We start from the raw sequence: 22,748 nt of genomic DNA on the forward strand, positions 1-22,748 counted from the left end.
AAATGGGGGGAATACGCCCCATCCTGACCTGTTTATACGTGTATCTCGGATTATATCGTCCGAGAATCGAATATTTTGGAAAATTCCGCAAAAATCGGTCGCCTGAAAATAATCCGACTCTCGGAACTACTAAAACAGAGGCTGCGCCGTAAAACTTAATTACGACACAGCCTCTTGTTCAGTTACAGTTCTTGTTGTTGTAGCCTTTATCATTTAGCCCGGTTGCGTATGCTGATATTATCACTTTGGGATGCGAGAGTATCCAATTCTTCTATTTGTCGTCATAATGACCTATGGCGGAGACGATGTAGATGGTAATGGTTTCTTCTTTTACTCTATAGATAAGCCTGTCTTTTTTATTTATTTGTCTTGACCAATATCCGGAAAGTTCATATTTAAGGGGTTCGGGCGAACCTATGCCGTCATAAGGCGTTTCCGCTAACTCCTTAAATATCCTCTCAATTCGTTTGATCGTTTTCCGGTCTCCCGATTTGTAATGGGCTGCAAGTTCTTTCTTGGCTTCGTTTTCAATTTCTATAGAATACTTTCCCATATATTATCAATATCGTTGATTTTTGTCGTATTTCCTTCGCGAATGGCTCTTTCGGCATCTCTGATCTTGTTTATCAGAGCAGAACTTGTCGACAATCTATCTGACTCGGTAATGGGGATAAGCATATAAGCCTTGTCTTTTCCTCTTTGGACAATAATTTGTTCATTCTGATCTGCCAAGTCAAAGTACAACTTTTGATTGTCATTAAATTCACGACTGCTAATAATCCTCATAAAAACCTCTCTTTCGTTTTAATCATATATCAAACTTTTGCGAATATACGGAAAAGTTTTAATCATACATCAAACTTTTGGCTGCTTTTTGTCTTCTTGATCCTTTTTATGGTGAAGCCTGTTGGATGATTTTATCGGCATGATAATATTTCCGTGTGTTAATCGGTATTTCTATCGTCCCGCCCCTTTTTCATCGGTATTTATATCAAACGCCTTGTTCTTGGTAGCTTTGCCTGTGAAACTTGAAACGTGCACCTACCGCGTGGGGTAAAGACTTATTATATTTTTGTGTCGGGATAAACTGTATTATCTCCTTTGTTGTTTAATATAGGATAGAAAAATAAAAGATAATTAAAAATGAAGTGTATGAAAAAAGTACTTTTCCTCTTTTTGCTTCTGGCCGGAATGACGAATGTCTATGGGCAGAAGTTTGCGGTAAAGTCAAACTTGCTGTACGACGCGACTGCGACGATCAACCTCGGTGTTGAGATGGGATTGAGCAAGAAGTGGACGCTGGACTTGTCCGGTAACTACAACGGGTGGAAGTTCGGCGACGACATGCGTTGGAAACATTGGATGGTCCAGCCGGAAGCACGTTATTGGCTATGTGAGAAGTTTAACGGCCATTTTCTCGGGGTGCATGCCCATTATGCCGATTATAATGTCGGCGGGATCAAGTTCCTGAGTAAAAATATGGAGAATTACCGGTACCAGGGCAACCTCTACGGAGCCGGACTGTCCTATGGCTACCAGTGGCTGCTGAGCAACCGTTGGAGCATGGAGGCGGTGATCGGTATCGGATGGGCGCACCTGGACTATGATAAATATCCGTGTGCATCGTGCGGTACGGTTCAGAAGAGCGAGACGAAAGATTATTTCGGGGTGACGAAGGCTGCTCTTTCTATCATTTACTTTATTAAATAATCGGCGCTATGAAGAAAACAATGAAATTATATATGGCGGCAGCTCTGTTGGCTGTCGTTTCGCCGGCTATCCTGGCTCAGGCTCCGGTAAAAGTGGTTTGTAACGAATTGAAGCAAAAAGGAAACGAATTGCTGATCGATGCCGTGATCACGGTCGATGGCAGCCGGATCAAATCCCGTGAGAATCTCTCCCTGACACCGGTCTTGGAATCGGCTTCGCAGAAAGAGGGCTTGCCTTCCATCTTGCTGAACGGGCGGATCAGCCAGAAGGTGTATGACCGCGAGATCGCGTTGAACAATTTGCAGGATGAGCCTCGCTTCCTGGTCGTGCAGGCCGGAAAGAGCGAAAGCGTCATCAACTATAAGACGGTAATCCCGTTTGAAGCGTGGATGAAAGACGCCCGTTTCGTGCTGGTCCCGAACATGTGCGGTTGCGGCAAAGAGGCGCAGGGCACGCCGCTCGTGATAGCCGACAAGGTCCTGACCCGTCCCGACAAACGGTATGAGGTACAGCCTACCCTGGCTTATATCTCTCCGGAAGCGGAAACGGTAAAACATCGTGCCGAGGTGGGGACTGCTTATCTGGATTTCCAGGTGGGCAAATATGCGATCCTGCCGGACTTCCGTAACAATGCGGTGGAACTGGCGAAGATCGACAATACGATCAGTACGGTCGTAAACGATAAGAACATCACGCTCGAAGGCATTATCCTGAAAGGTTTTGCTTCGCCCGAAGGCAGCTACAAGTCCAATACGGTCCTGGCCGGCAATCGTGTGAAAGCGCTTTCCGAATATATAAGGAAGAAACATGACTTCAAACCGGAGCTTTTCACGCTGGAAAACGGTTCCGAAGATTGGGAAGGCCTGAAAGCGAAAGTGGAGGCCGACCGGAGCGTCCCTTCGCGGGAGGCTGTGCTGGCTATCATCGACAGCAATGACGACCCGGACAAGAAAGACGCCAAGCTGGCAGCTCTGGACGGAGGGGCTCCTTACCGGTATATGTTGAAGAATATCTATCCTTCGTTGCGCCGTTCCGACTACCGTGTCGCTTACCAGGTGCGTTTCTTTACGGTTGAGGAAGGCCGCGAGATTATCAAGACGCGTCCGCAGCAGCTGAGCTTGAGCGAAATGTTCGCGGTGGCCAACAGCTACGAGATCGGCAGCAAGGACTATAACGAGGTGTTCGAGATTGCGGTCCGCATGTACGGCGATGATCCTGTCGCCAACCTGAACGCAGCCAATATCGCCTTGTCGAAGCATGACCTGGAGGCAGCCCGTACGTATCTGGCTAAGGCTGGCAACAGTCCCGAAGCGGTACATGCCCGCGGCGTGTTGAATCTGCTGGAAGGAAACCTGGATGAGGCAGGAAAGTTGTTGGAACAGGCAAAAGCTGCCGGAGTGAAGGGAGCAGCGGCCAATTTGGACGAATTACGTAAGAAAGAGGCGGATAATCAACTATTTGATAGTTTTGAGTAGCATAATTGATACTTTTGCATGGTAGCGGATATATAGTTAGCCTGTATCTTTGCGATAAAAGTTTGCATATAAAAGATTGAGTATTTTAAAGAATTAAGATTATGGAACGTATAGCAGATGTCGAAAATGTTTTGATGAATGAGATAGACAACCAGCATGGTGTCTACTTATATCTCGAAGGTAATGCATGGTGCGCGTATGAACGTTCTGCTTATTATCTGGCCAGACTGAATGTGCCGGTGGTATTACAGAAAGAAGTAATCCGCGAGGGGTACGATGTGGTTTTGTTAAAAGCACTGTTTGCGGTGGATGACATGTGTTTGCCGCTTGCTCCCAAAACGGAGTTGAAAAGGGTGGCAGATGACAAGTTGCAGTTCCACATCTATGACAGTATTGATGGTTTTCCCGAATGGAAAGCTTCTCAATTGAATAAGTTGCCTGCGTGACAGGTGGTTGATTCGCATTTTTATTAAACAGCCGTGAGGCTTGAATAAATACTAAGTTGTAAAATTGAGGGTGTATTTTGTCCCGAAGGCTGATCGCAAGATCCCCTTCGGGACTTTTTTATTCTAAGAATATTTGAAACATACAAATGATGATTTATCTGCCGAAATTGAACTGCATTATTTAGAGGGTGCGGTAAACTATGATCCGGGCGTCCGGTGAGAGGGTGACGGTGAAGTTGTTGCCTGTCGCCTCGTTTAATGTGCCTTGCCACCAGGCGGTCAGTTGGCGATTGTGGATGGGCCAGCGCAGCCCGGATGTCGAGATCCTGCCGGATGGGGCAAGGGAGAAAAGGGACACTTGGGTTCCGGGCTCGCTGTCCAGTGTTGTCGTTTGCTGGATAGGGGTGAAGATTCCATAATCCGATAGCATCTCTACCCGGCGGAACAGCGGGGCGTAGTCCATCAGCAGGGAGATATTGCCTAACGTATGGTCTTCGCGCAGCCCGGTAGCCCCTAAGATCAGGACTTCCTGTTGCCCGGACCGGCGGGCGAAGCGGACGGATTTTGTCAGGTCGTTTATTTCCTGGTCTTCCACGATATGGATGCGGTCGGCATAGCGTTGGCGGAAGCGGGACGGGATGCTGTCCAAGTCGCCGACAATCGCTGTCGGAATGATGCCTGCTTTATCCAACGCCTCGACGGCTCCGTCACAGGCGATGACAACAGAGGCTTCGTGCAGGAGACGAAGCGGTAAAGCTGTTTGCGGAAAGCTGCCGTTTGCCACGACTACGCAATTATAAGGTGCTATCATTTGTTCTTATTCCTTTCTTTTTCCATGTGTATAATCCGACTGCCGCCAATATGGCGTAGCAAATATAGAGAAACATTGTGGGATAAAGTCCACGCAGGCAATAAAGATAGACGGAGACGCAGTTAACGATGATCCAGAATATCCAGTGTTCGACGATCCGGCGTGCCAGCATCCAGGTGGCGACGATCCCGACAGCAGTGGTAAAAGCATCGCCTGCCGGGATCGGCGAATCGGTGAAATGATGCAGGGCATAATAGAGCAACGCAAACAGGACGACAATGGAAAAACTGATCCCGGCAAAAAGACGGGGCGTCATGTCGCGGTAGAGGATCACCTCCTGGGGAGCTGCTTCTACGGCTTCCGCTGTTTGTTCTTGCCCGCCCCTGCGGCGTGTCCATTGCCAGAAACCGTATATGCTGATGGCTACATAATAGATGTTCAATCCCATATCCGCATATATCTTTGAAAAGAAAAAGACAAAAACATAGACAAGGGAAGTCAGGAAGCCGACGACCCACATGGCGCGATGCTGCCTTATCTCCAGAAAGAGATAGAGCAGACCGGTCAGTACTCCGAAATATTCCAGCAGTTGTTCCATCGTTTAAAACCTGAATGTTACCCGTGCCATTGCGTTAGTTCCCGCCTGGGTGAAATAACCGTCCTCTTTATAGCGTTCGCCGTCGACCATTGCCGAGTAGACCCAGGCGTTGGTCTCATATTGCTCGTTGAACAGGTTGTTAACCGTGACATCGAGTGCGATCTCCTTCATGAACTTCGGCTTGAAAACATATCCGACACGCAGGTTGCTTACGAAATAAGGATCGATGGAGCGGTCTTTGCAAGAGGTGTTGTCGATATACTGGCGGCCGACAAACTGGGAGTTGAAACTTGCACTGAATTGTTTCCAACTGAAATTGAACATGCTGTTGGCGATGATGTCCGGCGAAAAGGCGATAGTGGTCGTCCCTAAGTTGTTGCGGTCCTCACGCAGGTAGTTCCAGTCGGCATCGTAGACCTCGATGCTTTCGGTGAACTTCTTGATCTTGTTCCGGCTTAAAGTCAGGTTCCCGTTCCAGTCCAGCCAGCGGGCTATTTCTACGCCTCCGGTCAATTCGATTCCCATCCGGTAACTGTCTTTGATATTGGAGGTGAGCGCTTCGCCGATTTCGCTGATCTTGCCGGTCAGGACCAGCTGGTTGCTGTAGTCCATGAAGTAGAGGTTGGCTCCGATGTGGAAGCGGGAATTGCCGAAACCGTAGCCGGCTTCGTAATCGTAGAGTGTCTCATGTTGCGGACGTTCGTCCGGGCCGGCTTCGGTGAAATTGTCGCGGTTCGGTTCGCGGTTGGCTACCGAGAAAGATACGAATGCGTTGTGGCCTCCCTTCTGGAAGTTAATGCCTGCCTTGGGGTTGAAGAAGTTCCAGTGTTTGTCGACATCCACGTGGTCGCCGGCTTTGTCGTCGCTGCCTTTGATGGTGTAGTGGATGCCCCGGTATTGCATGTCCAGATATCCGTTCAGGTTGGGATGGAACTGGTAATTGGCTTTGGCGTACATATTATAGTCCAGTTTGTCGCCCGTGTTCCGGTAATATTCGTAGTCCGGTTCGGGAAGGCTGTTTGATTGCTTCGCCCATATGACACGTCCGAAGTGGTCGCCGTCGTAGCGGTTGATGGCGGCTCCGGCGGAGAATTGCAAGCGCTCTCCCCGGTAGTTGGCACTGTAGATGGCTCCGTAGAAGTCGTTTTCCAGCCATTTGCGGCGGACAAGGTCTGTCTTGGCGAGGGTGTCTCCCTCGCTGTTTATATAAGGAGGCAGTTTGTAGCTTTTGAATTTGGCTCCGCTTTTATAATCTTCGTAGTAACCGGCTCCATGCGTGTAATGGAGTGTCAGGTTCATGTTCCAGAGGTCGCTCAGGCGTTGGCTGGCGGTCAGATGGTAGTTCTGCTGTCGGTAGTTGTCCGTCTGGTTTTTGTAATATTTGGTGACGCCGTTTTCCTCATATTCCCCGCAAGGGTTGTAGGTGCGGTCTGCATTCAGCAGATAGGAGGGGACACCGGTCCACGCCTGGTAGGTCTTCTCGATGCTGCCGAAGGTCTGGAGGCGGATCAGGGTATTATCCCCGTAATAAGCCGCTGAGGCAAAGTAGGAGTGCATGTTGGCATCGGCCCGGTCGATGTATCCGTCGCTTTGGATATTGGAATAGCGGGCATCGAAAACGAAATGGTCCTGTAGAAGTCCGGTTCCGAGCTTGACCATGTTTTTGACTGTTCCGAACGAACCGGCCGAGACTGAATATTCGGCATAAGGTTTCAACTCCGATTTCTGTGTCTGCATGGCGACGGTGGCCCCGAAGGCGGCTGCTCCGTTGGTCGAGGTCCCGGCTCCACGCTGTATCTGGATGTTATCGACCGAGGAGGCGAAGTCCGGCATGTTTACCCAGAAGACCGTGTGAGACTCGGAGTCGTTTACCGGTACGCCGTTGACAGTGATGTTGATACGGTTGGCATCCGTCCCGCGGATCCGGAATCCGGAATACCCTATACCTGTTCCGGCATCCGATGTCATGATCACGGATGGCGATTGGAGGATCAGGAAAGGGATTCCCTGCCCGTCGTTCCGGCGGTTCAGCTCGTCCTTTGTCAATTCACTGTAGGCGACAGGCGTACCTTTGGCTACTTTGGTTGCGGTCACGACCACTTCGTCCAGCGAGATGTCTTTTGAGATTTTCAGCGAGTCGGCAGGCCCGATCGTTTTGCCTTGTGCTGACAATGCCACTAATGATGAGGCGATAATAAGAACATTTTTCATCCTTTTTTCTTTTTGATAACCTGAATTTTAAAAGGAATAGCAGAGGTGAGCTGTTTTTACTGAAGATACACTTTTCTCCCTTCGTCGGCATTACCCGTGCAGGTTCAATGGGTATAATCTCAGCCTGCCTTCCTGTTCCTGGGCGTCATTTCGGCAAGCACCCCTTATATTCGGGGGCAAAGGAACGAAAAAAACGGGTAATGACCAAATGTTCTGACATACGCTTGCTTTTGAGACATATGTGCAATATGTACGCGATAAATCCCATAACATGCAGAAAAAATATATATTTATTTGAAAACTCACTGATTATTTGTATATTTGCAGGCGATTAAGCGAAGATGAGGAGGGGGCGGGCAGTCCCCTTCTTTTGTTCTTAACTGTATGTATATGATTGAAAAGGACGTGATAAGTCAGTTGGTAGAAGAAAAATTAGCTTCTTCCGGCAATTATTTAGTAGATGTAGTAATTAAACCAGGTAACCTGATTATCATAGAAATAGATAATGATGAGGGTGTTTGTATCGACGACTGCGCGGAGTTGAGCCGCTATGTGGAAGGTCACCTGGACCGGGATGTGGAAGACTTCGAGCTGGAAGTCGGTTCCGCAGGGATAACATCTCCGTTTAAAGTGCTTCGCCAGTATGTGAAAAATATAGGCAATGAAGTGGAAATGCTGCTTAAAAACGGCACGAAGCTGACCGGCGTATTGAAGTCGGCCGACGAAAACGGGGTGGTAGTCACTGTTGAAAAACAAGTGAAGCCCGAAGGAGCCAAGCGTAAAGTGACTGTCCGGGAAGACCAGTCATATACATTCGATGAAATAAAATATACAAAATACCTAATAAGATTCAAGTAAAAAGATTATGGCCAAGAAAGAGGAAACAATCAGTATGATTGACACACTTGCTGAGTTCAAGGAGTTGAAAAATATAGATAAAGATACGATGATCAGCGTGTTGGAAGACTCATTCCGCAACGTGATCGCTAAAATGTTCGGTACGGATGAAAATTACGACGTAATTATCAACCCGGAAAAAGGGGACTTCGAAATCTGGAGAAACCGTACGGTTGTCGCCGATGACGAACTGGAAGACGAGAATCTTCAGCTGACATTGACCGAGGCCCGTAAGATCGATGCCGACTGTGAAGTGGGCGAAGAGGTGACCGACGAAGTGCATTTTGCCGATTTCGGACGTCGCGCCATCCTGAACCTGCGCCAGACGCTGGCTTCAAAGATACTTGAATTGCAAAAAGACAGCTTGTTTGCTAAATATAAGGATAAAATCGGCAACATCATCGCAGCCGATGTTTACCAGGTATGGAAGAAAGAGATCTTGTTGTTGGACGACGAGGGTAATGAGTTGCTGCTCCCGAAAACAGAACAGATCCCGACAGATTTTTACCGCAAAGGTGAAACCGTACGTGCTATCGTACAGCGGGTGGATAACTACAACAACAATCCGAAGATCATTCTTTCCCGTATAGACAAATTATTCCTGCAGCGTTTGTTCGAACTTGAAGTACCGGAAATCAACGATGGCCTGATTACCATCAAGGCGATCGCACGTATTCCGGGAGAGAGGGCAAAAGTGGCCGTAGAGTCGTACGATGACCGTATCGACCCGGTCGGCGCCTGCGTCGGAATGAAAGGTTCCCGTATTCACGGTATCGTTCGCGAGCTGAGAAACGAGAATATCGATGTTATTAATTATACATCCAATGTATCGCTGTTTATCCAGCGTGCATTAAGCCCGGCAAAAATTTCCTCTATACGAGTGAACGAAGAAGAACGTAAGGCAGAGGTTTATCTTCGTCCTGAAGAAGTTTCATTGGCTATCGGTAAAGGCGGTCTGAATATCAAACTTGCCTGTATGCTGACCGAATATGCCATCGATGTCTTCCGTGATGTGGAAGGTGCAGATGAAGAGGACATCTATCTGGATGAATTCTCGGATGAAATTGACAGCTGGGTAATCGAAGCACTGAAGAATATCGGGTGCTATACGGCGAAGAGCGTATTGGCTATGAGCCGCGAAGAGATAATAGAACGTGCCGACCTCGAAGAACAGACTGTTGACGAGGTACTTGCTATCTTATCTGCCGAATTTGAAGAGGAACAGGAGGAAATCCAAGAACAGGATGAAACCCAGGAACAGGAATAAGTATTACGACAAAGTTTGATATGCCCATAAAATTAATACAAGTACAAAGGAAATTAAATGTAGGAATCAACACGGTGGTTGAGTTTCTACGCAAGAAAGGGTTCGAGGTGGAGGACAACAATCCCAACACGCGAATCGGTGATGAACAGTATGCTTTGCTCGTAAAAGAGTTTGGAAAAGATTTACCGAACGGCGGACGTGAGCGTGAGCGGGTTGTGCCCGAACGTCCTCACAGGGAGGCTTCTTCTGTGAAAGAAGAAAAGGGTTCGGAAATAAAGACTGTAATACCGGAAGAATTCAAGCCTAAAATCGTGACGAAGGGCCGGATCGATCTGGACAGACCGCATAAAAAAGCGCAGGAGGCACAGCAACAGCCTGTTTCCGCTCCTGTGGAAAAGAAAGCGGAGAAGCCTGTGGAGGCGACCTCTGCTGCAAAAACTGCTGAAGCTCCGGTTCAGGAGGTGAAAGCCCCTGAAGTAAAAGCTCCCGAAGTAGAGGCACCAGAGGCGAAAGTGCCTGAGGTGAAAATCCCGGAAGTGAAACAGCAGCCTGAGGAGATAAAAGAAGAAAAAGTTATAGTTGTGGAAAAGGAACCAGCAGAAGTGATCAAACCGGAGCCTGTACAGGAGCCGGAAGCTGCAAATGTAGAGTCAACGACCGCGAAATCCGAGGAACCGGCGGCATCTGCCGGCAACGGTTCTGAAGAGGAATTATTCCGGTTGAATACTCCGAAGTTCGAGTCGAAAATCAAGGTGACCGGGAAGATTGACCTGAACGCGTTGAATCAGTCTACCCGTCCGAAGAAAAAGACGAAGGAGGAACGCAAGAAAGAGCGTGAAGACAAGCGTGAGAAGTTCGCCGGTAACAAGCCGGGACAACAGTCGGGTAACGGGCCTTTCAACAAGGGACCGAAAGATGCGACGTCAAGGCCCGGCGCTCCCGTCAAACCGGGAGAAGGCGGTGCAGACGGAAAGAAAAAGCGTAATCGTATCAAAAAAGATCGCGTAGACGTAAATAATACGCCGGGAACCAATGCACGTCCGTCACGTCCGAACGACGATCGTAAGCCGCGCCTGCGCAAGCCGGTGAAGGCGGAGATCAGCGAAGAAGATGTACAGAAGCAGGTAAAGGAAACCCTGGCCCGCCTGACCAACAAGGGCAATAAGAATAATAAAGGCGCCAAGTACCGTCGTGACAAACGCGATGCTTTCCAGAAGCGTGAACACGAACTGATGGAACAGGAAGAAATGGAAAGCAAGGTATTGAAGCTGACGGAATTCGTGACAGCCAACGACCTCGCCAACATGATGGATGTTCCTGTGACGCAGGTTATCGGTACTTGCATGAGTATCGGCATCATGGTTTCCATCAATCAGCGCCTGGATGCGGAAACAATTAATATCGTAGCCGAAGAATTCGGTTTCCAGACCGAATATGTAAGTGCCGAAGTGGTGGAAGCCATCAAGGCCGATGAAGAAAACGACAACGAAGAAGACTGGGTTGCCCGTCCGCCTATCGTTACGGTGATGGGACACGTTGACCACGGTAAGACTTCTTTGCTGGATAACATCCGTAATGCAAACGTAATTGCCGGTGAAGCCGGAGGTATCACGCAGCACATCGGTGCTTACAACGTGAAGTTGCAGAGCGGACGCCGTATCACGTTCCTGGATACGCCGGGTCACGAGGCCTTTACCGCCATGCGTGCCCGTGGCGCCAAGGTGACGGATATCGCGATTATCATTGTGGCTGCCGACGATAATGTCATGCCGCAGACCGTTGAAGCGATCAACCATGCTTCGGCTGCCGGCGTACCTATCGTATTTGCCATCAATAAGATCGACAAGCCGCATGCCAATCCTGACAAGATCAAGGAGGAGCTGGCTAACATGAATTACCTGGTTGAAGACTGGGGGGGTAAGTACCAGAGCCAGGAAATTTCAGCCAAGAAGGGTATCGGGGTAGAAGACCTGCTGGAAAAAGTATTGCTGGAAGCCGACTTGCTCGACTTGAAGGCGAATCCGAAGAGACGTGCCGTTGGTTCCATCATCGAGTCTTCACTCGACAAAGGACGTGGATATGTTTCTACCGTGTTGGTTGAAAACGGGACGCTGAAAGTCGGTGACATCGTACTGGCCGGAACCCATTTCGGTCGTGTAAAAGCGATGTTCAACGAACGTAACCAACGTATCGAACAGGCCGGTCCTTCCGAACCGGCTCTGATCCTCGGTCTGAACGGGGCTCCGCAAGCCGGCGATACGTTCAACGTACTGGAAACAGACCAGGAAGCCCGCGAAATCGCCAACCGTCGCGAACAGTTGCAGCGTGAGTTGGGTCTGCGTACGCAGAAGATGCTTACGCTGGATGATATAGGTCGCCGTATCGCAGTCGGCAACTTCCAGGAACTGAACGTGATTGTGAAGGGTGACGTGGACGGTTCCGTTGAAGCGTTGTCAGACTCCCTGATCCGTCTGTCTACAGAGGAAATCCAGGTGAACGTGATCCACAAGGCTGTCGGCCAGATCTCCGAATCGGATGTCGTACTGGCTGCCGCTTCCGATGCGATCATCATCGGGTTCCAGGTGCGTCCGGCATTGCCCGCGCGTCGTCTGGCAGAGAAAGAAGGAGTCGAAATCCGTCTGTACTCGATCATCTACGATGCGATCGAAGAAGTGAAGAGCGCAATGGAAGGTATGCTTTCGCCGGAAATCAAGGAAGAGATCACGGCCAACGTGGAAGTGCAGCAGGTATTCAAGATCACGAAAGTGGGTACGATTGCCGGATGTATGGTACGTGAAGGCAAGATCAAGCGTTCGAACAAGGTGCGCGTGATCCGTGACGGCATCGTGGTTCACTCCGGTGAGTTGGAATCTTTGAAACGTTTCAAGGACGATGTGAAGGAAGTGGTTGCCGGTTTGGATTGTGGTTTGAACATTGTGAACTACAATGATATCCAGGTTGGCGATATCATCGAGGCATACGAAGAAACGGAAATCAAGAAGACATTGTAAACATGAACTGGTTGGACATTACATTGCTATGTCTGGCAGGAATAGGATTTGTGAAAGGCCTGTTTGATGGAGTCATCAAACAGGTTGTTTCGCTTATAGCCCTTTTGGTCGGGATCTTTTTTTGTACGAAGGCGGCACTCTGGCTACGTGGATATATATTGGCATTGGGCTGGTTCCCCGAACAAGGGGTGACGGTGCTCAGCTACGTGGCGGGGTTTCTGCTGATCGTGGGTGTCATATTGTTGGCGGGTGAGATTCTGACCCGTGTCGTGGGGGCGACGCCGCTGAGCGTCCTGAACCATCTGGCAGGCGGTGTCTTGGGGCTTTGCTTTATGATGGCGTTTGTCAGTCTCCTGCTGAACGGCATGGAGATGATAGACCGCGGATCGGTCCTGATCCCGCGCGAGGCAAAGGTTGAATCCCGTTTTTACAATCCAGTCAAAGAAATAATCCCAACTATTTACTTCCGTAATTTGTTTTTTAAGGAGGAATAGGTTTCATAAATTGAACAATATATATATAATGTATAATGGAAGATTCGAACGACATACTAAATGAGGTAACGACCGGTGATTACAAATACGGATTCGTTACCGATATAGATACGGAGGTGATTCATCGCGGATTGGATGAAGAGACCGTCCGTATTATTTCTGCCAAGAAGAATGAACCGGAATGGCTGCTTGAGTTCCGCTTGAAAGCTTTCCGCCACTGGCAGACACTGGAGATGCCCACCTGGCCTCACCTCACGATCCCGCCGATCGACTATCAGGATATCATCTACTATGCCGCCCCGAAGAAGAAGGAAGGCCCGAAGAGCCTGGACGAGGTCGATCCGGAACTGATGAAGACGTTCGACAAACTGGGTATCCCCCTGCACGAACGTGCTCAGCTCAGCGGGATGGCGGTCGATGCCGTGATGGACAGTGTCTCCGTAAAGACGACATTCAAGGAAACGCTCGCCGAGAAAGGCATTATCTTCTGCTCTTTCAGCGAAGCCGTCCAGCATCATCCCGATCTGGTCCAGAAATATCTGGGAAGCGTGGTCAGCTATCGCGATAACTTCTTTGCTGCTTTGAACTCGGCGGTATTCTCGGACGGTTCGTTTGTCTATATCCCGAAAGGCGTGCGTTGCCCGATGGAGCTATCCACCTATTTCCGTATCAATGCCGCCAACACCGGACAATTCGAACGTACCCTGATCGTGGCGGACGATGAAGCCTACGTCAGTTACCTCGAAGGTTGTACCGCACCGATGCGCGACGAGAACCAGCTTCACGCCGCCATTGTCGAAATCGTGGCGCATGAACGTGCCGAAGTGAAATATTCTACCGTCCAGAACTGGTATCCGGGCGATAAGGAAGGAAAAGGGGGAATCTATAACTTCGTGACCAAGCGCGGACTGTGCAAGGGCGAAGGAAGCAAGATTTCCTGGACACAGGTAGAGACCGGTTCCGCCATCACTTGGAAATATCCGAGCTGCATCTTGACCGGCGATAATTCGGTAGGCGAGTTCTACTCGGTGGCTGTCACCAACAACTACCAGCAGGCCGATACCGGCACGAAGATGATCCACCTCGGGCGGAACACCCGCAGCACGATCGTTTCGAAAGGCATCTCCGCCGGACATAGCCAGAACAGCTATCGCGGCTTGGTGAAAGTCTCTCCCCGTGCCGAAGGCGCCCGCAACCATAGCCAGTGCGACAGCCTGCTGCTCAGTTCGACTTGCGGCGCCCATACCTTCCCCTATGCCGATATCCAGAACGAAACGGCGGTAGTGGAACACGAGGCGACGACAAGCAAGATCAGCGAGGAGCAGTTGTTCTATTGCCGGCAGCGCGGTATCTCGGTCGAAGAAGCTGTCGGCCTGATCGTAAACGGATATGCCCGCGAGGTGATGAACAAGCTCCCGATGGAGTTTGCCGTAGAAGCACAGAAGCTGCTGACCATCTCCCTGGAGGGGAGCGTGGGGTGATGCACCGTTGTATCGAGGTTGCCGCGAAGCTATGCGGTGTGATACCGCAAACGTATGCGGTGAAGTGCCGCATAGCTATGCAGTAAGATGCCGCACAGCTATGCGGCATCCTCGATACAGCCCGGAAGGGGCATGAAGAGAAAGGAAGCGTTTAACAAGTAATCAGTATAGATATGTTAGAGATAAAGAACTTGCATGCCAATGTCAATGGCAAAGAGATATTGAAAGGGATCAACCTTTCTGTCAAGGCGGGTGAGGTACACGCCATCATGGGACCGAACGGTTCCGGGAAAAGTACCTTGAGCAGTGTATTGGTCGGTAATCCGGCATTCGAGGTGACGGAAGGGGAGGTGATCTTCAACGGCAAGAACCTGCTGGATCTTGAACCGGAAGACCGAAGCCGCGAAGGGATTTTCCTGAGCTTTCAGTATCCGGTGGAGATTCCGGGTGTCAGCATGGTGAACTTCATGCGTGCCGCCTTGAACGAACATCGTAAATATAAAGGGCTGGAACCTGTTTCGGCTACCGACTTCCTGAAACTGATGCGTGAGAAGCGTGCGATTGTCGAACTGGACAATAAACTGGCGAGCCGCAGCGTGAACGAAGGTTTTTCGGGCGGTGAGAAGAAGCGGAACGAAATCTTCCAGATGGCCATGCTCGAACCGAAGCTGGCGATCCTCGACGAAACGGACAGCGGCCTGGATATCGACGCCCTCCGGATCGTGGCGAACGGTGTCAACCAACTCCGTACGCCTGAGAATGCGGCTATCGTCATCACGCACTACCAGCGCCTGCTGGATTATATCAAGCCTGACGTAGTCCATGTCCTCTACAAGGGCCGCATCGTCAAGACCGCCGGTCCCGAACTGGCCCTCGAACTCGAAGAAAAAGGCTACGACTGGATCAAGAAAGAGATGGGAGATTAAGAATTTGGATTGTATGAAGAACCAGGTTCGCGGATGACGCGGATCGGGCGGATTTTAACGGATTATTATTGTTTATGAAATTGCTTTGTAAAGAGATTACGGATCAGGTATTATCGGCATTTTATGCCGTGTATAATGAGCTTGGTTTCGGTTTTCTGGAAAGTGTTTATCAGAATGCTCTTTATAAGGAACTTTGTTCGATGGGACTGAAGTGTGAGCCTCTGAAAATTATAGAGGTCTATTATAAAGGTGAAGTTGTAGGTAAATACATTGCAGATATGGTTGTGGAAGATGAAGTAATATTGGAACTAAAGGCCTCAAGTGTGCTTACCGAAGCACATGAAATGCAGTTGCAAAATTATTTGAAGGCTACCCGCATCGAAGTGGGGCTGCTACTGAACTTTGGAGCACATCCGGAATTTAGGCGGAAAGTCTTTGCCAATAATCTGCACGATAGATATAAACAAAGGAATCAAATTAAATAGTAATCCGTTAAAATCCGCCCAATCCGCGTCATCCGCGAACCTGGTTCTTCTATTACAGGTAATAATTAAATAGCACATGAAAGCAGAACAACAATATATAGACCTCTTTACGCAGTGTGAATCGCTGATATGTAAGCATGCGGCAAGCGTGATGAATGCACCGCGTGCGAAGGCTTTGGCTGATTTGGAGCGGCTGGGGTTTCCGCAGGTGAAGAGTGAAGATTATAAATATACGGATGTGGCGCAGGCTTTTGCCCCGGACTATGGGGTGAATATCAATCGCCTCGACATACCGGTCAACCCCTATGACGTGTTCCGTTGCGATGTTCCCAATCTGAGTACCTCGCTTTATTTTGTGGTGAACGACACTTTCTACGACAAGGTGTTGCCCAAAGCCCATCTTCCTGAAGGTGTTTATGCCGGTGGAATGCGTACTTTCATGGAGAAATACCCTGAAGTGGCTTCCCGCTATTACGGTAAGGCGGCTCCGAGCGGTAAGGATGGCATCATCGCCTTGAACACGATGCTGGCTCAGGACGGCTTTGTGCTCTACGTGCCGGAAGGTGTCGTCGTGGAGCGTCCGATCCAGTTGGTGAATATCTTCCGCAGCGATGTGGACACGATGGCGAACCGCCGTATCCTGGTGATTATGGAGCCTCGTTCGGAAGCCAAGCTGCTGGTGTGTGACCATAGCATCGACGATGTCAAGTTCCTGGCTACGCAGGTGGTCGAGATCTTTGCGGGCGAAGGCGCCTTCTTCGATTATTACGACCTCGAAGAGAGCAGTGTGTCGACTACCCGTTTTGCCTCCGTGCATGTGAAGCAGGAAGCGGGAAGTAACGTCTTGGTGAACGGCATTACGCTGAATAACGGCCTTACCCGCAACAACTATTATATCGAACTGAACGGTGAACAGGCTGAAGCGACCTTGTGCGGTATGTCCATCCTGGACAAGGAACAGCAACTGGACACATACAGCCATATTACGCATGCCGTACCTCATTGCACCAGCAACGAACTGTTCAAGAATGTCTTGGACGACCATGCGACCGGTGCGTTCAGCGGCCGTATCTTAGTGAAAGAAGACGCACAGAAGACAGCAGCCTATCAGACGAACCGCAATCTTTGTGCGACCCGTGAAGCCCGCATGTACAGCAAGCCCCAGTTGGAAATCTATGCCGACGATGTGAAATGCTCGCATGGCATGACCACCGGGCAGTTGGACGAAAACGCCTTGTTCTATATGCAGAGCCGTGGCATTCCCCGCGACGAGGCACGCATGTTGTTGAGCGTAGCTTTCACTTCGGACGTGATCGACTATGTACGTCTGGATGCCTTGAAAGACCGCCTGCACAAATTAGTAGAAAAACGTTTCCGCGGAGAACTGGCGAGATGCGCCGGTTGCCGGATTTGCAAATAAGAATAACATATGCAATTGACTCATATCGCTATCTGGACGAACGAACTGGAACGTTCGCGTGATTTCTATATCAAGTATTTCAACGGGAAAAGCAACGAGAAGTATGTGAATCCGAAGAAAGGCTTTGCCTCTTATTTCGTCACCTTCGAGGGAGGGACATCGCTTGAAATCATGCAGCGGACCGATATAACGAGGGAAACGGCAGACGTGTTCATCGGTCTTGCCCATTTTGCCTTTTCTACCGGATCGAAAGAGAAGGTGGATGCCATGATCGAACGGTTCCGTTCGGACGGTTACAAGATCGCAGGCGAGCCGCGTACCACGGGTGACGGCTACTATGAAGGGGCAGTCTTGGATCCGGACGGCAACCTCATCGAGGTGATTCGATAAAACCCGGTTGTCGCGTGTGGGTGGAAAGCCCGGATCAATCCATGTAGGATAAGAATACTAACAGCGGCATGTAATCTTTCAGGTTGTCGTGTAGCTTTTTCAGGGCCTGGGTGATATGGTATTCCACGCCTTTGGTTGTCATGCCGAGCGTTTCTGCTATTTCTTTGTAGGGTTTGTTCTCGTAACGGCTCATGATGAAGATACGGCGGGTCTGTTCGGGCAGGGTGGCCAATGTCTTGTTCACGATCTCCTGCGCCTCGGCTGTAAACAGTTCTTCCGGGTTGCAGGCTTCGAGGGTGGAGATACGGGTGTTCAGTTCCCATTCGGCATGGTTCTTCAGGTGTTCGCTGGCATCTTCCCTGACTTGTAAATGTTGCAGGTAGTTGAGGCATTTGTTTTTGATGATCGTGAGTATATAGGCCGGGACATTGGAACCGGCCTTCAGCGTGTTCCGGTTTTCCCAGTATTGCATCAATGCCTCTATGGTGAAATCTTCGGCTACGGCCATATCCCTCACATACATATTAGCAAAGCGGATGAACCGTCCTTGATAATCTGCGAATAATTGATTGAAAGCCTTTAAATCTTCTGAATATTCCATCATACCCTATCGATTAGAGCGTAAATATAGTAAAAATTTAAAGGATTAGATCTATTTATTTCAGATAGATTATTTTTCCGGTACTTGCTGATTCTTTCGCTGCATCGAGAATTTCCATCACGATCAGATTATTCTGTAAGGTGGATTGGGGATCTTCTTCTGCGATCCCTTTTACCACTGCGCAGAAATAGGAGAACGGTTTCTCGACCATGATGTGAATCTTTTTGGGTGCGAAGAACCGGACGACGTCCTGGTGATAGTAAGTTGCGTTGAAGCAGGCGACGGCTTCTGGATGTTGTTGGTCGTAAAGTTCCTGCATAGTGGGATATACGATTTCCATGCTGAAGCCGAACCGTTTTGACATACGTTCCGCCAATTGCTTGTCAGGTTCGACAATGCCGACTATGACATAAGGTTTGTTTTGATTGTTTAAAACACCTCCCACATGCGAGTGGGTTAGCCCGATGATTCCTAATCTGACGGGTGCATCCTGCTCTGCCTTTGCCGACAGGACGGCAAGGCAGAGCAGGAGTATGTGAATGATTCTTTTCATATGTCGTTCGTTATAAGCCAAGTGAAGGAGGAAGCGATCCGGTGGAAGAGGCCCATTCTTTGTTGGGAGTATCGCCCATGACAAACGAGAGTTTGCCTCCGTTCATGATGTCCGTGTGGAGGATATAGCTCTTGTCGTATGGCTGGCCGTTGAGTGTGGCGGACTGGATATAGATATTCCTGTCCGATGCCCCTTGGGCTTCGATCGTGAACTTCTTGCCGTTTTCGAGTGTGATCACGCTTTCTTCAAATGACGGGCTGCCGATCACGTAATAGGGCATGCCCGGACAGACCGGATAGAAGCCGACCATGCTGAAGACCAACCAGGATGACATCTGCCCGGCATCGTCGTTGCCGGAAAGCCCGTCGGGGGTCGTGAAATACTCTCGGTTGATGATGTCATGCACCCATTTTTGCGTCTTCCAGGGTTCGCCGGCATAAGCGAAAAGATAGGCGATATGGTGTCCCGGCTCGTTGCCGTGCCAGTAATACTCTCCTTCGAAGAAGGTATCCAAGCGGTTGATGAAGCGTTCTTTTCCGCCCATGTGCCGGATCAGCCCGGCTATGTCCTGAGGCGCATACCAGGTGTAGTGGTAAGGCGTCCCTTCACAGATAAACGAAGTGGAGGCAAACGGGTCGAACGGTTCGATCCAGGTTCCGTCGGCATGGCGTCCACGGGCATAGCCTGTTTCGGGGTCGATTACGTTCCGGTAGTTTTCCGCCCGTTTGATGAGCGCATTATAATCGTCTGTCTTGCCTAATTTCTTGGCAACCTCGGCAAGGACGAAATCGTCATAGGCATATTCCAGCGTGCGGGAAACCTGTTCACGGCGGTGGAATGCTTCCATTACGGGATCTTCTAACGGCACGTAGTTGTATTTCAGGTAAGATTCCATTGCCCGGCGGCCTTTCCCGTCCCGGTAGCTGTCGGGATCCGGATTGGCCTCGAAAGCATTTTTGCGCATCAGCGTGTAAGCCTCTTCATAGTCGAAGCCCGGAGCATCTTTGACGATGGCGTCTCCGATCATGGCGATGCAATGGTCACCGATCATGGCTGCCGTGTAGCTGTTCCAGGACGGGAAGATGGGCAACCAGCCCCCCTGCTGTCCTTTTAATACGAGCGAATGCGCCATGTCCCCGTTGCGGGAAGGGTTGAGGATGGAGAACAGAGGATGAACAGCCCGATAAGTATCCCATTGCGAGAAGTCGCAATAGTAGGTCCCGGGGTCCATCTTCATAATCTGTCCGCCGCCATCGAATTTCGGATAGGAGCCGTCCACGTCGCTGAACGTGCGGGGCAGGAAATGCGCGTTGTAGAGAGCCGAATAGAATTTGACCTTTTCTTCTTCGTTGTTCCCTTTTACTGCGATCTGGCCCAGTGCCTGGTTCCAGGTGTCGGATGAAGTCTGCCGTACCTCGTCGAAGTTCCATCCCGGAATTTCGGCAGCCAGGTTCTTGCGGGCATTGTCGATGCTCGTAAAAGAAGTGGCAACCTTGACCAGTGTCTTCCCCGGCTTGTCGGAGGCCAGCTTTACCCAGGCTCCGACAGCGTGTTTTTGTCCTTTTGCCGATTTCCGTCCGGGCGTGATCGTGGTGCTGTCCCAGACGCCATAGTCGGCAATCTCTTCATTCAGCCGGATCACGAAATGTCCGCTGAATCCGGCTTCTTTGCCGTAACCCTGATAGATGCGGTGTACGGGGTTATAGCCGGTAATTTCTTTCTTTTCCGGATCGATCTCGACGAAGGCGACCCCTTCGTCGCTGTTGGGCTCGATCACGATATAGTGGTCGCCATCCTGCTCGAAGCTGAATTGCATGATGCCGGCGCGGGAGAGTCCGGTCAGTTCGGCATGGATCGCGTAGTCATTCAGTTTGACTGAATAATAGGAGGGAGTGGCACTCTCGTGGGCGTGGTCGAAAGAGGAGGCGCGTTTGACCGGGTCTGTTTCGAGCTTGTTGCTCAGCGGCATGATCGTGACGCTGCCGTAGTCTTGTGTGCAGGAACCGTTCATCCAGTGACTGGCCCGGAATCCCTGGATCGCGTCCTGGAAATAATAATAGGGGGGATGGCATTTCTGTTCGGTCGCCTGTGTCTGTGCTACCCAGTTGGTCATACCGTGCGGAACCCCGACAGCCGGCATGATTTGTCCGCGCTCTTCCGTCGAGTTCTTGTCTTTTCCCTGTACGATGCGGATATCCGTACCGATCAGCGGGTTAACATACTTTTCGTATTTGTTTTCCTGTTGGTTACATGAGAATAAACACAACGTACTTAATAAAATTGTCCAGGTCTTCATGTCATTAGAATTATTGATGGTGCAAAGATAATAAAAAGGAGAGCTTGGCAGCCTTAAAACGACATCTTGATGCCGGTGGCAGAGACATCAAGATGCCGACAGTGGGAGACACCAAGATGCCATAGCCGGTGACATCTTGGTGTCGTTTTGAGCATCTGTCAGGATGCGTTGTCATGTCTGTCAGTTTCGTGATTCGATCTTGTAATCGTTCTGCGTCAGCTTCGGATTGACATCGATCTGTTTCTGCGGAATCGGGCAAATCAGGTTTGTCTCGTTCAGGGAGAATCCTTTACTTTTCATTACTTCGACTGCGCGTCCGGTGCGGATCAGGTCAAACCAGCGATGGTTTTCGAAAGCCAGTTCCACGCGGCGTTCCTGTTCTACCATCAGGGCGAACTGAGCCTTGTCGGTTGTCTGCAGGTCGACCGGGCTGGTCTCTGTCGTCTGATAACCGAAACCACGGCGGCGCGTCATATTCAGATACTTGCAGGCTTCTGCCGTCTTTCCGTTCTGGTTCAGGGCTTCGGCATACATCAGGATCACATCGGCGTAACGGATCACCGGATAGTTGTTGCTGGCATCATTGTTCTGATAAGGAACGTCCATGAACTTGCAAACATAGCGGGATTCCACCCATTCGTTGTTCTTGCGGTTATCGTAATATCCGAGAGACATGGAGAAATCACGGCGCAGGTCGCCTTCTTCGTAAGCATTGTAGATATCCATTTCCGGAATATTATTACCACCCGTACCGCCGACTGCCACGACGTTCGTCCCCGAATTTTCAGGTGCGAAGTTATTGGTATAGTTGGAACCTTCTTCATAACCGCCTTTCAGGAACTGGATTTCAAAGATCCCTTCCTTGCTGTTATGGTTAATCGGGCTGAATACATCTTTGTAGCCGTCGATGTTCAGGCTGCCCGGCGTGTTTTCCAACAAGCTGTATCGTCCGCTGTTGATGATTTCGGCCAGGATGGTTTCCGCCTCTGCATATTTATGCAAAGTCATATAGACCTCCGCCAATAATGCTTTGGCTGCTCCCTGGGTGGCACGCCCGTCTTCGGCTGTCGAATAGGAAACGGGAAGAGCTTGCGCTTCTTTCAGGTCGGAGATGATCTGGTTGTAAACATTCTCTTTCGGTTCGCGCAGGATGTCGTAAGATTCCGAGATGCCGATTTCTTTCAGGACCAGGGGAACATCGCCGTAGACGCGGACCAGGTTGAAGTACATCAGGGCGCGGATGAACTTGCATTCCAATTTGTAGCGGTTTGCCAGTTCGGCATTGATCTCGATACCGTCGATGCGTCCTAAGACCGTATTGGTACGGTTGATCGTCTTGTAGGCGGCTTTCCAGAAATTGGCGATCATGCTGTTCTGCGTGTCGATGTAGAACTGGTCGAACTCGTTCTGGGTGGTTACCGAACCGGAGAGCTGGTTGCGGGTATTGTCGGAGGGAATTTCTCCGAAAACATACCAGTTACCGTATATGTCATTCTCCTGTAGAGAAGAGTAGGCTCCGTTTACAGCCGAAAGAATGTCGTCGGCCGTTTTGTAGAAATCGTTTTCACTTAAATCCGTTTGCGGATTCTGTTCCAGGAAGTCGCTGCAGGATGCGAAGCTGAATCCTAAAAGAGCGATTGCGATCAGATTATATTTTAGTTTCATAATTCGTCTGC

The 22,748-nt window shown here is 49.9% G+C and carries 21 protein-coding genes; 12 read left to right on the forward strand and 9 right to left on the reverse strand.

From position 1 onward, the window contains the following. Positions 1 to 271 precede the first annotated feature (271 nt). On the reverse strand, positions 272 to 553 hold the full coding sequence (locus ACW6QF_RS03910; protein ID WP_298549942.1) for a Txe/YoeB family addiction module toxin: 282 nt from the start codon (positions 551 to 553) through the stop codon (positions 272 to 274). Next, complete coding sequence (locus ACW6QF_RS03915; RefSeq protein WP_298549943.1) at positions 535 to 786, reverse strand: type II toxin-antitoxin system Phd/YefM family antitoxin; 252 nt, start codon at positions 784 to 786, stop codon at positions 535 to 537. Before ACW6QF_RS03915 ends, ACW6QF_RS03910 begins: the two co-directional genes overlap by 19 nt. Before the next feature lie 366 nt (positions 787 to 1,152). Between ACW6QF_RS03915 and ACW6QF_RS03920 the strand changes: the two genes are divergently transcribed. The 3 genes from ACW6QF_RS03920 to ACW6QF_RS03930 all read left to right on the forward strand — a co-directional run bounded on the left by ACW6QF_RS03920 (position 1,153) and on the right by ACW6QF_RS03930 (position 3,631). Next, a complete protein-coding gene (locus tag ACW6QF_RS03920) occupies positions 1,153 to 1,710 on the forward strand; it encodes a DUF3575 domain-containing protein (RefSeq protein ID WP_008154165.1) in 558 nt (185 codons plus the stop codon). Positions 1,711 to 1,718: 8 nt separating this feature from the next. Beyond that, positions 1,719 to 3,185, forward strand: a complete 1,467-nt coding sequence (locus ACW6QF_RS03925; RefSeq protein WP_456086897.1) for a DUF3868 domain-containing protein — start codon at positions 1,719 to 1,721, stop codon at positions 3,183 to 3,185. A gap of 101 nt (positions 3,186 to 3,286) precedes the next feature. Next, complete coding sequence (locus ACW6QF_RS03930) at positions 3,287 to 3,631, forward strand: hypothetical protein (protein WP_298549945.1); 345 nt, start codon at positions 3,287 to 3,289, stop codon at positions 3,629 to 3,631. Positions 3,632 to 3,812: 181 nt separating this feature from the next. Here ACW6QF_RS03930 and ACW6QF_RS03935 read toward each other — a convergent pair whose 3' ends face one another. Genes ACW6QF_RS03935 through ACW6QF_RS03945 form a run of 3 tightly spaced genes read right to left on the reverse strand, consistent with a single transcriptional unit; the run spans position 3,813 to position 7,251 of the window. Continuing rightward, the gene (locus tag ACW6QF_RS03935) at positions 3,813 to 4,442 is read right to left on the reverse strand and encodes a thiamine diphosphokinase (protein ID WP_456086898.1); all 630 of its coding nucleotides are present in this window, start codon (positions 4,440 to 4,442) and stop codon (positions 3,813 to 3,815) included. Next, positions 4,426 to 5,040, reverse strand: coding sequence for a nicotinamide riboside transporter PnuC (gene pnuC, locus ACW6QF_RS03940; RefSeq protein ID WP_298549947.1), 615 nt, complete (start codon positions 5,038 to 5,040; stop codon positions 4,426 to 4,428). The genes ACW6QF_RS03935 and pnuC overlap by 17 nt, the downstream gene beginning before the upstream one ends. 3 nt (positions 5,041 to 5,043) lie before the next feature. Then, positions 5,044 to 7,251, reverse strand: a complete 2,208-nt coding sequence (locus tag ACW6QF_RS03945; protein ID WP_456086899.1) for a TonB-dependent receptor — start codon at positions 7,249 to 7,251, stop codon at positions 5,044 to 5,046. Between the two features lie 390 nt (positions 7,252 to 7,641). On the opposite strand from ACW6QF_RS03945, the gene rimP reads away from it, so the two are divergent. The 9 genes from rimP (at position 7,642) to ACW6QF_RS03990 (ending at position 17,622) form a co-directional block, all read left to right on the forward strand. Next, positions 7,642 to 8,109 (forward strand): ribosome assembly cofactor RimP, encoded by a 468-nt coding sequence (rimP, locus tag ACW6QF_RS03950; RefSeq protein ID WP_456086900.1) that lies wholly within the window; start codon positions 7,642 to 7,644, stop codon positions 8,107 to 8,109. A gap of 7 nt (positions 8,110 to 8,116) precedes the next feature. Beyond that, positions 8,117 to 9,415 (forward strand): transcription termination factor NusA, encoded by a 1,299-nt coding sequence (gene nusA, locus ACW6QF_RS03955; RefSeq protein ID WP_298549950.1) that lies wholly within the window; start codon positions 8,117 to 8,119, stop codon positions 9,413 to 9,415. Positions 9,416 to 9,435: 20 nt separating this feature from the next. After that, on the forward strand, positions 9,436 to 12,426 hold the full coding sequence (infB, locus tag ACW6QF_RS03960; protein WP_456086901.1) for a translation initiation factor IF-2: 2,991 nt from the start codon (positions 9,436 to 9,438) through the stop codon (positions 12,424 to 12,426). 2 nt (positions 12,427 to 12,428) lie between these two features. Next, complete coding sequence (locus ACW6QF_RS03965) at positions 12,429 to 12,920, forward strand: CvpA family protein (protein WP_298549952.1); 492 nt, start codon at positions 12,429 to 12,431, stop codon at positions 12,918 to 12,920. A 35-nt stretch (positions 12,921 to 12,955) separates the two neighbouring features. After that, positions 12,956 to 14,401, forward strand: coding sequence for a Fe-S cluster assembly protein SufB (sufB, locus tag ACW6QF_RS03970; RefSeq protein WP_456086902.1), 1,446 nt, complete (start codon positions 12,956 to 12,958; stop codon positions 14,399 to 14,401). Between the two features lie 173 nt (positions 14,402 to 14,574). After that, positions 14,575 to 15,327: a Fe-S cluster assembly ATPase SufC gene (gene sufC, locus ACW6QF_RS03975; RefSeq protein ID WP_298549954.1), complete on the forward strand. Its 753-nt coding sequence runs from the start codon at positions 14,575 to 14,577 to the stop codon at positions 15,325 to 15,327. 74 nt (positions 15,328 to 15,401) lie between these two features. After that, positions 15,402 to 15,812, forward strand: coding sequence for a GxxExxY protein (locus tag ACW6QF_RS03980; RefSeq protein ID WP_298549955.1), 411 nt, complete (start codon positions 15,402 to 15,404; stop codon positions 15,810 to 15,812). 76 nt (positions 15,813 to 15,888) lie between these two features. Next, positions 15,889 to 17,232, forward strand: coding sequence for a Fe-S cluster assembly protein SufD (sufD, locus tag ACW6QF_RS03985; protein ID WP_456086903.1), 1,344 nt, complete (start codon positions 15,889 to 15,891; stop codon positions 17,230 to 17,232). A 9-nt stretch (positions 17,233 to 17,241) separates the two neighbouring features. Beyond that, positions 17,242 to 17,622 carry a VOC family protein gene (locus ACW6QF_RS03990; protein ID WP_298549957.1) on the forward strand — a complete coding sequence of 127 codons (381 nt, stop codon included), beginning with the start codon at positions 17,242 to 17,244 and terminating at the stop codon, positions 17,620 to 17,622. 34 nt (positions 17,623 to 17,656) lie between these two features. On the opposite strand, the gene ACW6QF_RS03995 is transcribed toward ACW6QF_RS03990, so the two are convergent. The 4 genes from ACW6QF_RS03995 to ACW6QF_RS04010 form a co-directional block, all read right to left on the reverse strand. Continuing rightward, the gene (locus tag ACW6QF_RS03995) at positions 17,657 to 18,223 is read right to left on the reverse strand and encodes an RNA polymerase sigma-70 factor (RefSeq protein WP_298549983.1); all 567 of its coding nucleotides are present in this window, start codon (positions 18,221 to 18,223) and stop codon (positions 17,657 to 17,659) included. A 55-nt stretch (positions 18,224 to 18,278) separates the two neighbouring features. Then, positions 18,279 to 18,776 carry a Gfo/Idh/MocA family oxidoreductase gene (locus ACW6QF_RS04000; RefSeq protein WP_456086904.1) on the reverse strand — a complete coding sequence of 166 codons (498 nt, stop codon included), beginning with the start codon at positions 18,774 to 18,776 and terminating at the stop codon, positions 18,279 to 18,281. Between the two features lie 10 nt (positions 18,777 to 18,786). Next, positions 18,787 to 21,072, reverse strand: a complete 2,286-nt coding sequence (locus ACW6QF_RS04005; RefSeq protein ID WP_456086905.1) for a GH92 family glycosyl hydrolase — start codon at positions 21,070 to 21,072, stop codon at positions 18,787 to 18,789. 180 nt (positions 21,073 to 21,252) lie between these two features. After that, the gene (locus tag ACW6QF_RS04010) at positions 21,253 to 22,737 is read right to left on the reverse strand and encodes a RagB/SusD family nutrient uptake outer membrane protein (RefSeq protein WP_456086906.1); all 1,485 of its coding nucleotides are present in this window, start codon (positions 22,735 to 22,737) and stop codon (positions 21,253 to 21,255) included. Between the last annotated feature and the right edge of the window lie 11 nt (positions 22,738 to 22,748).

It is taken from the genome of Parabacteroides sp., assembly GCF_977054455.1.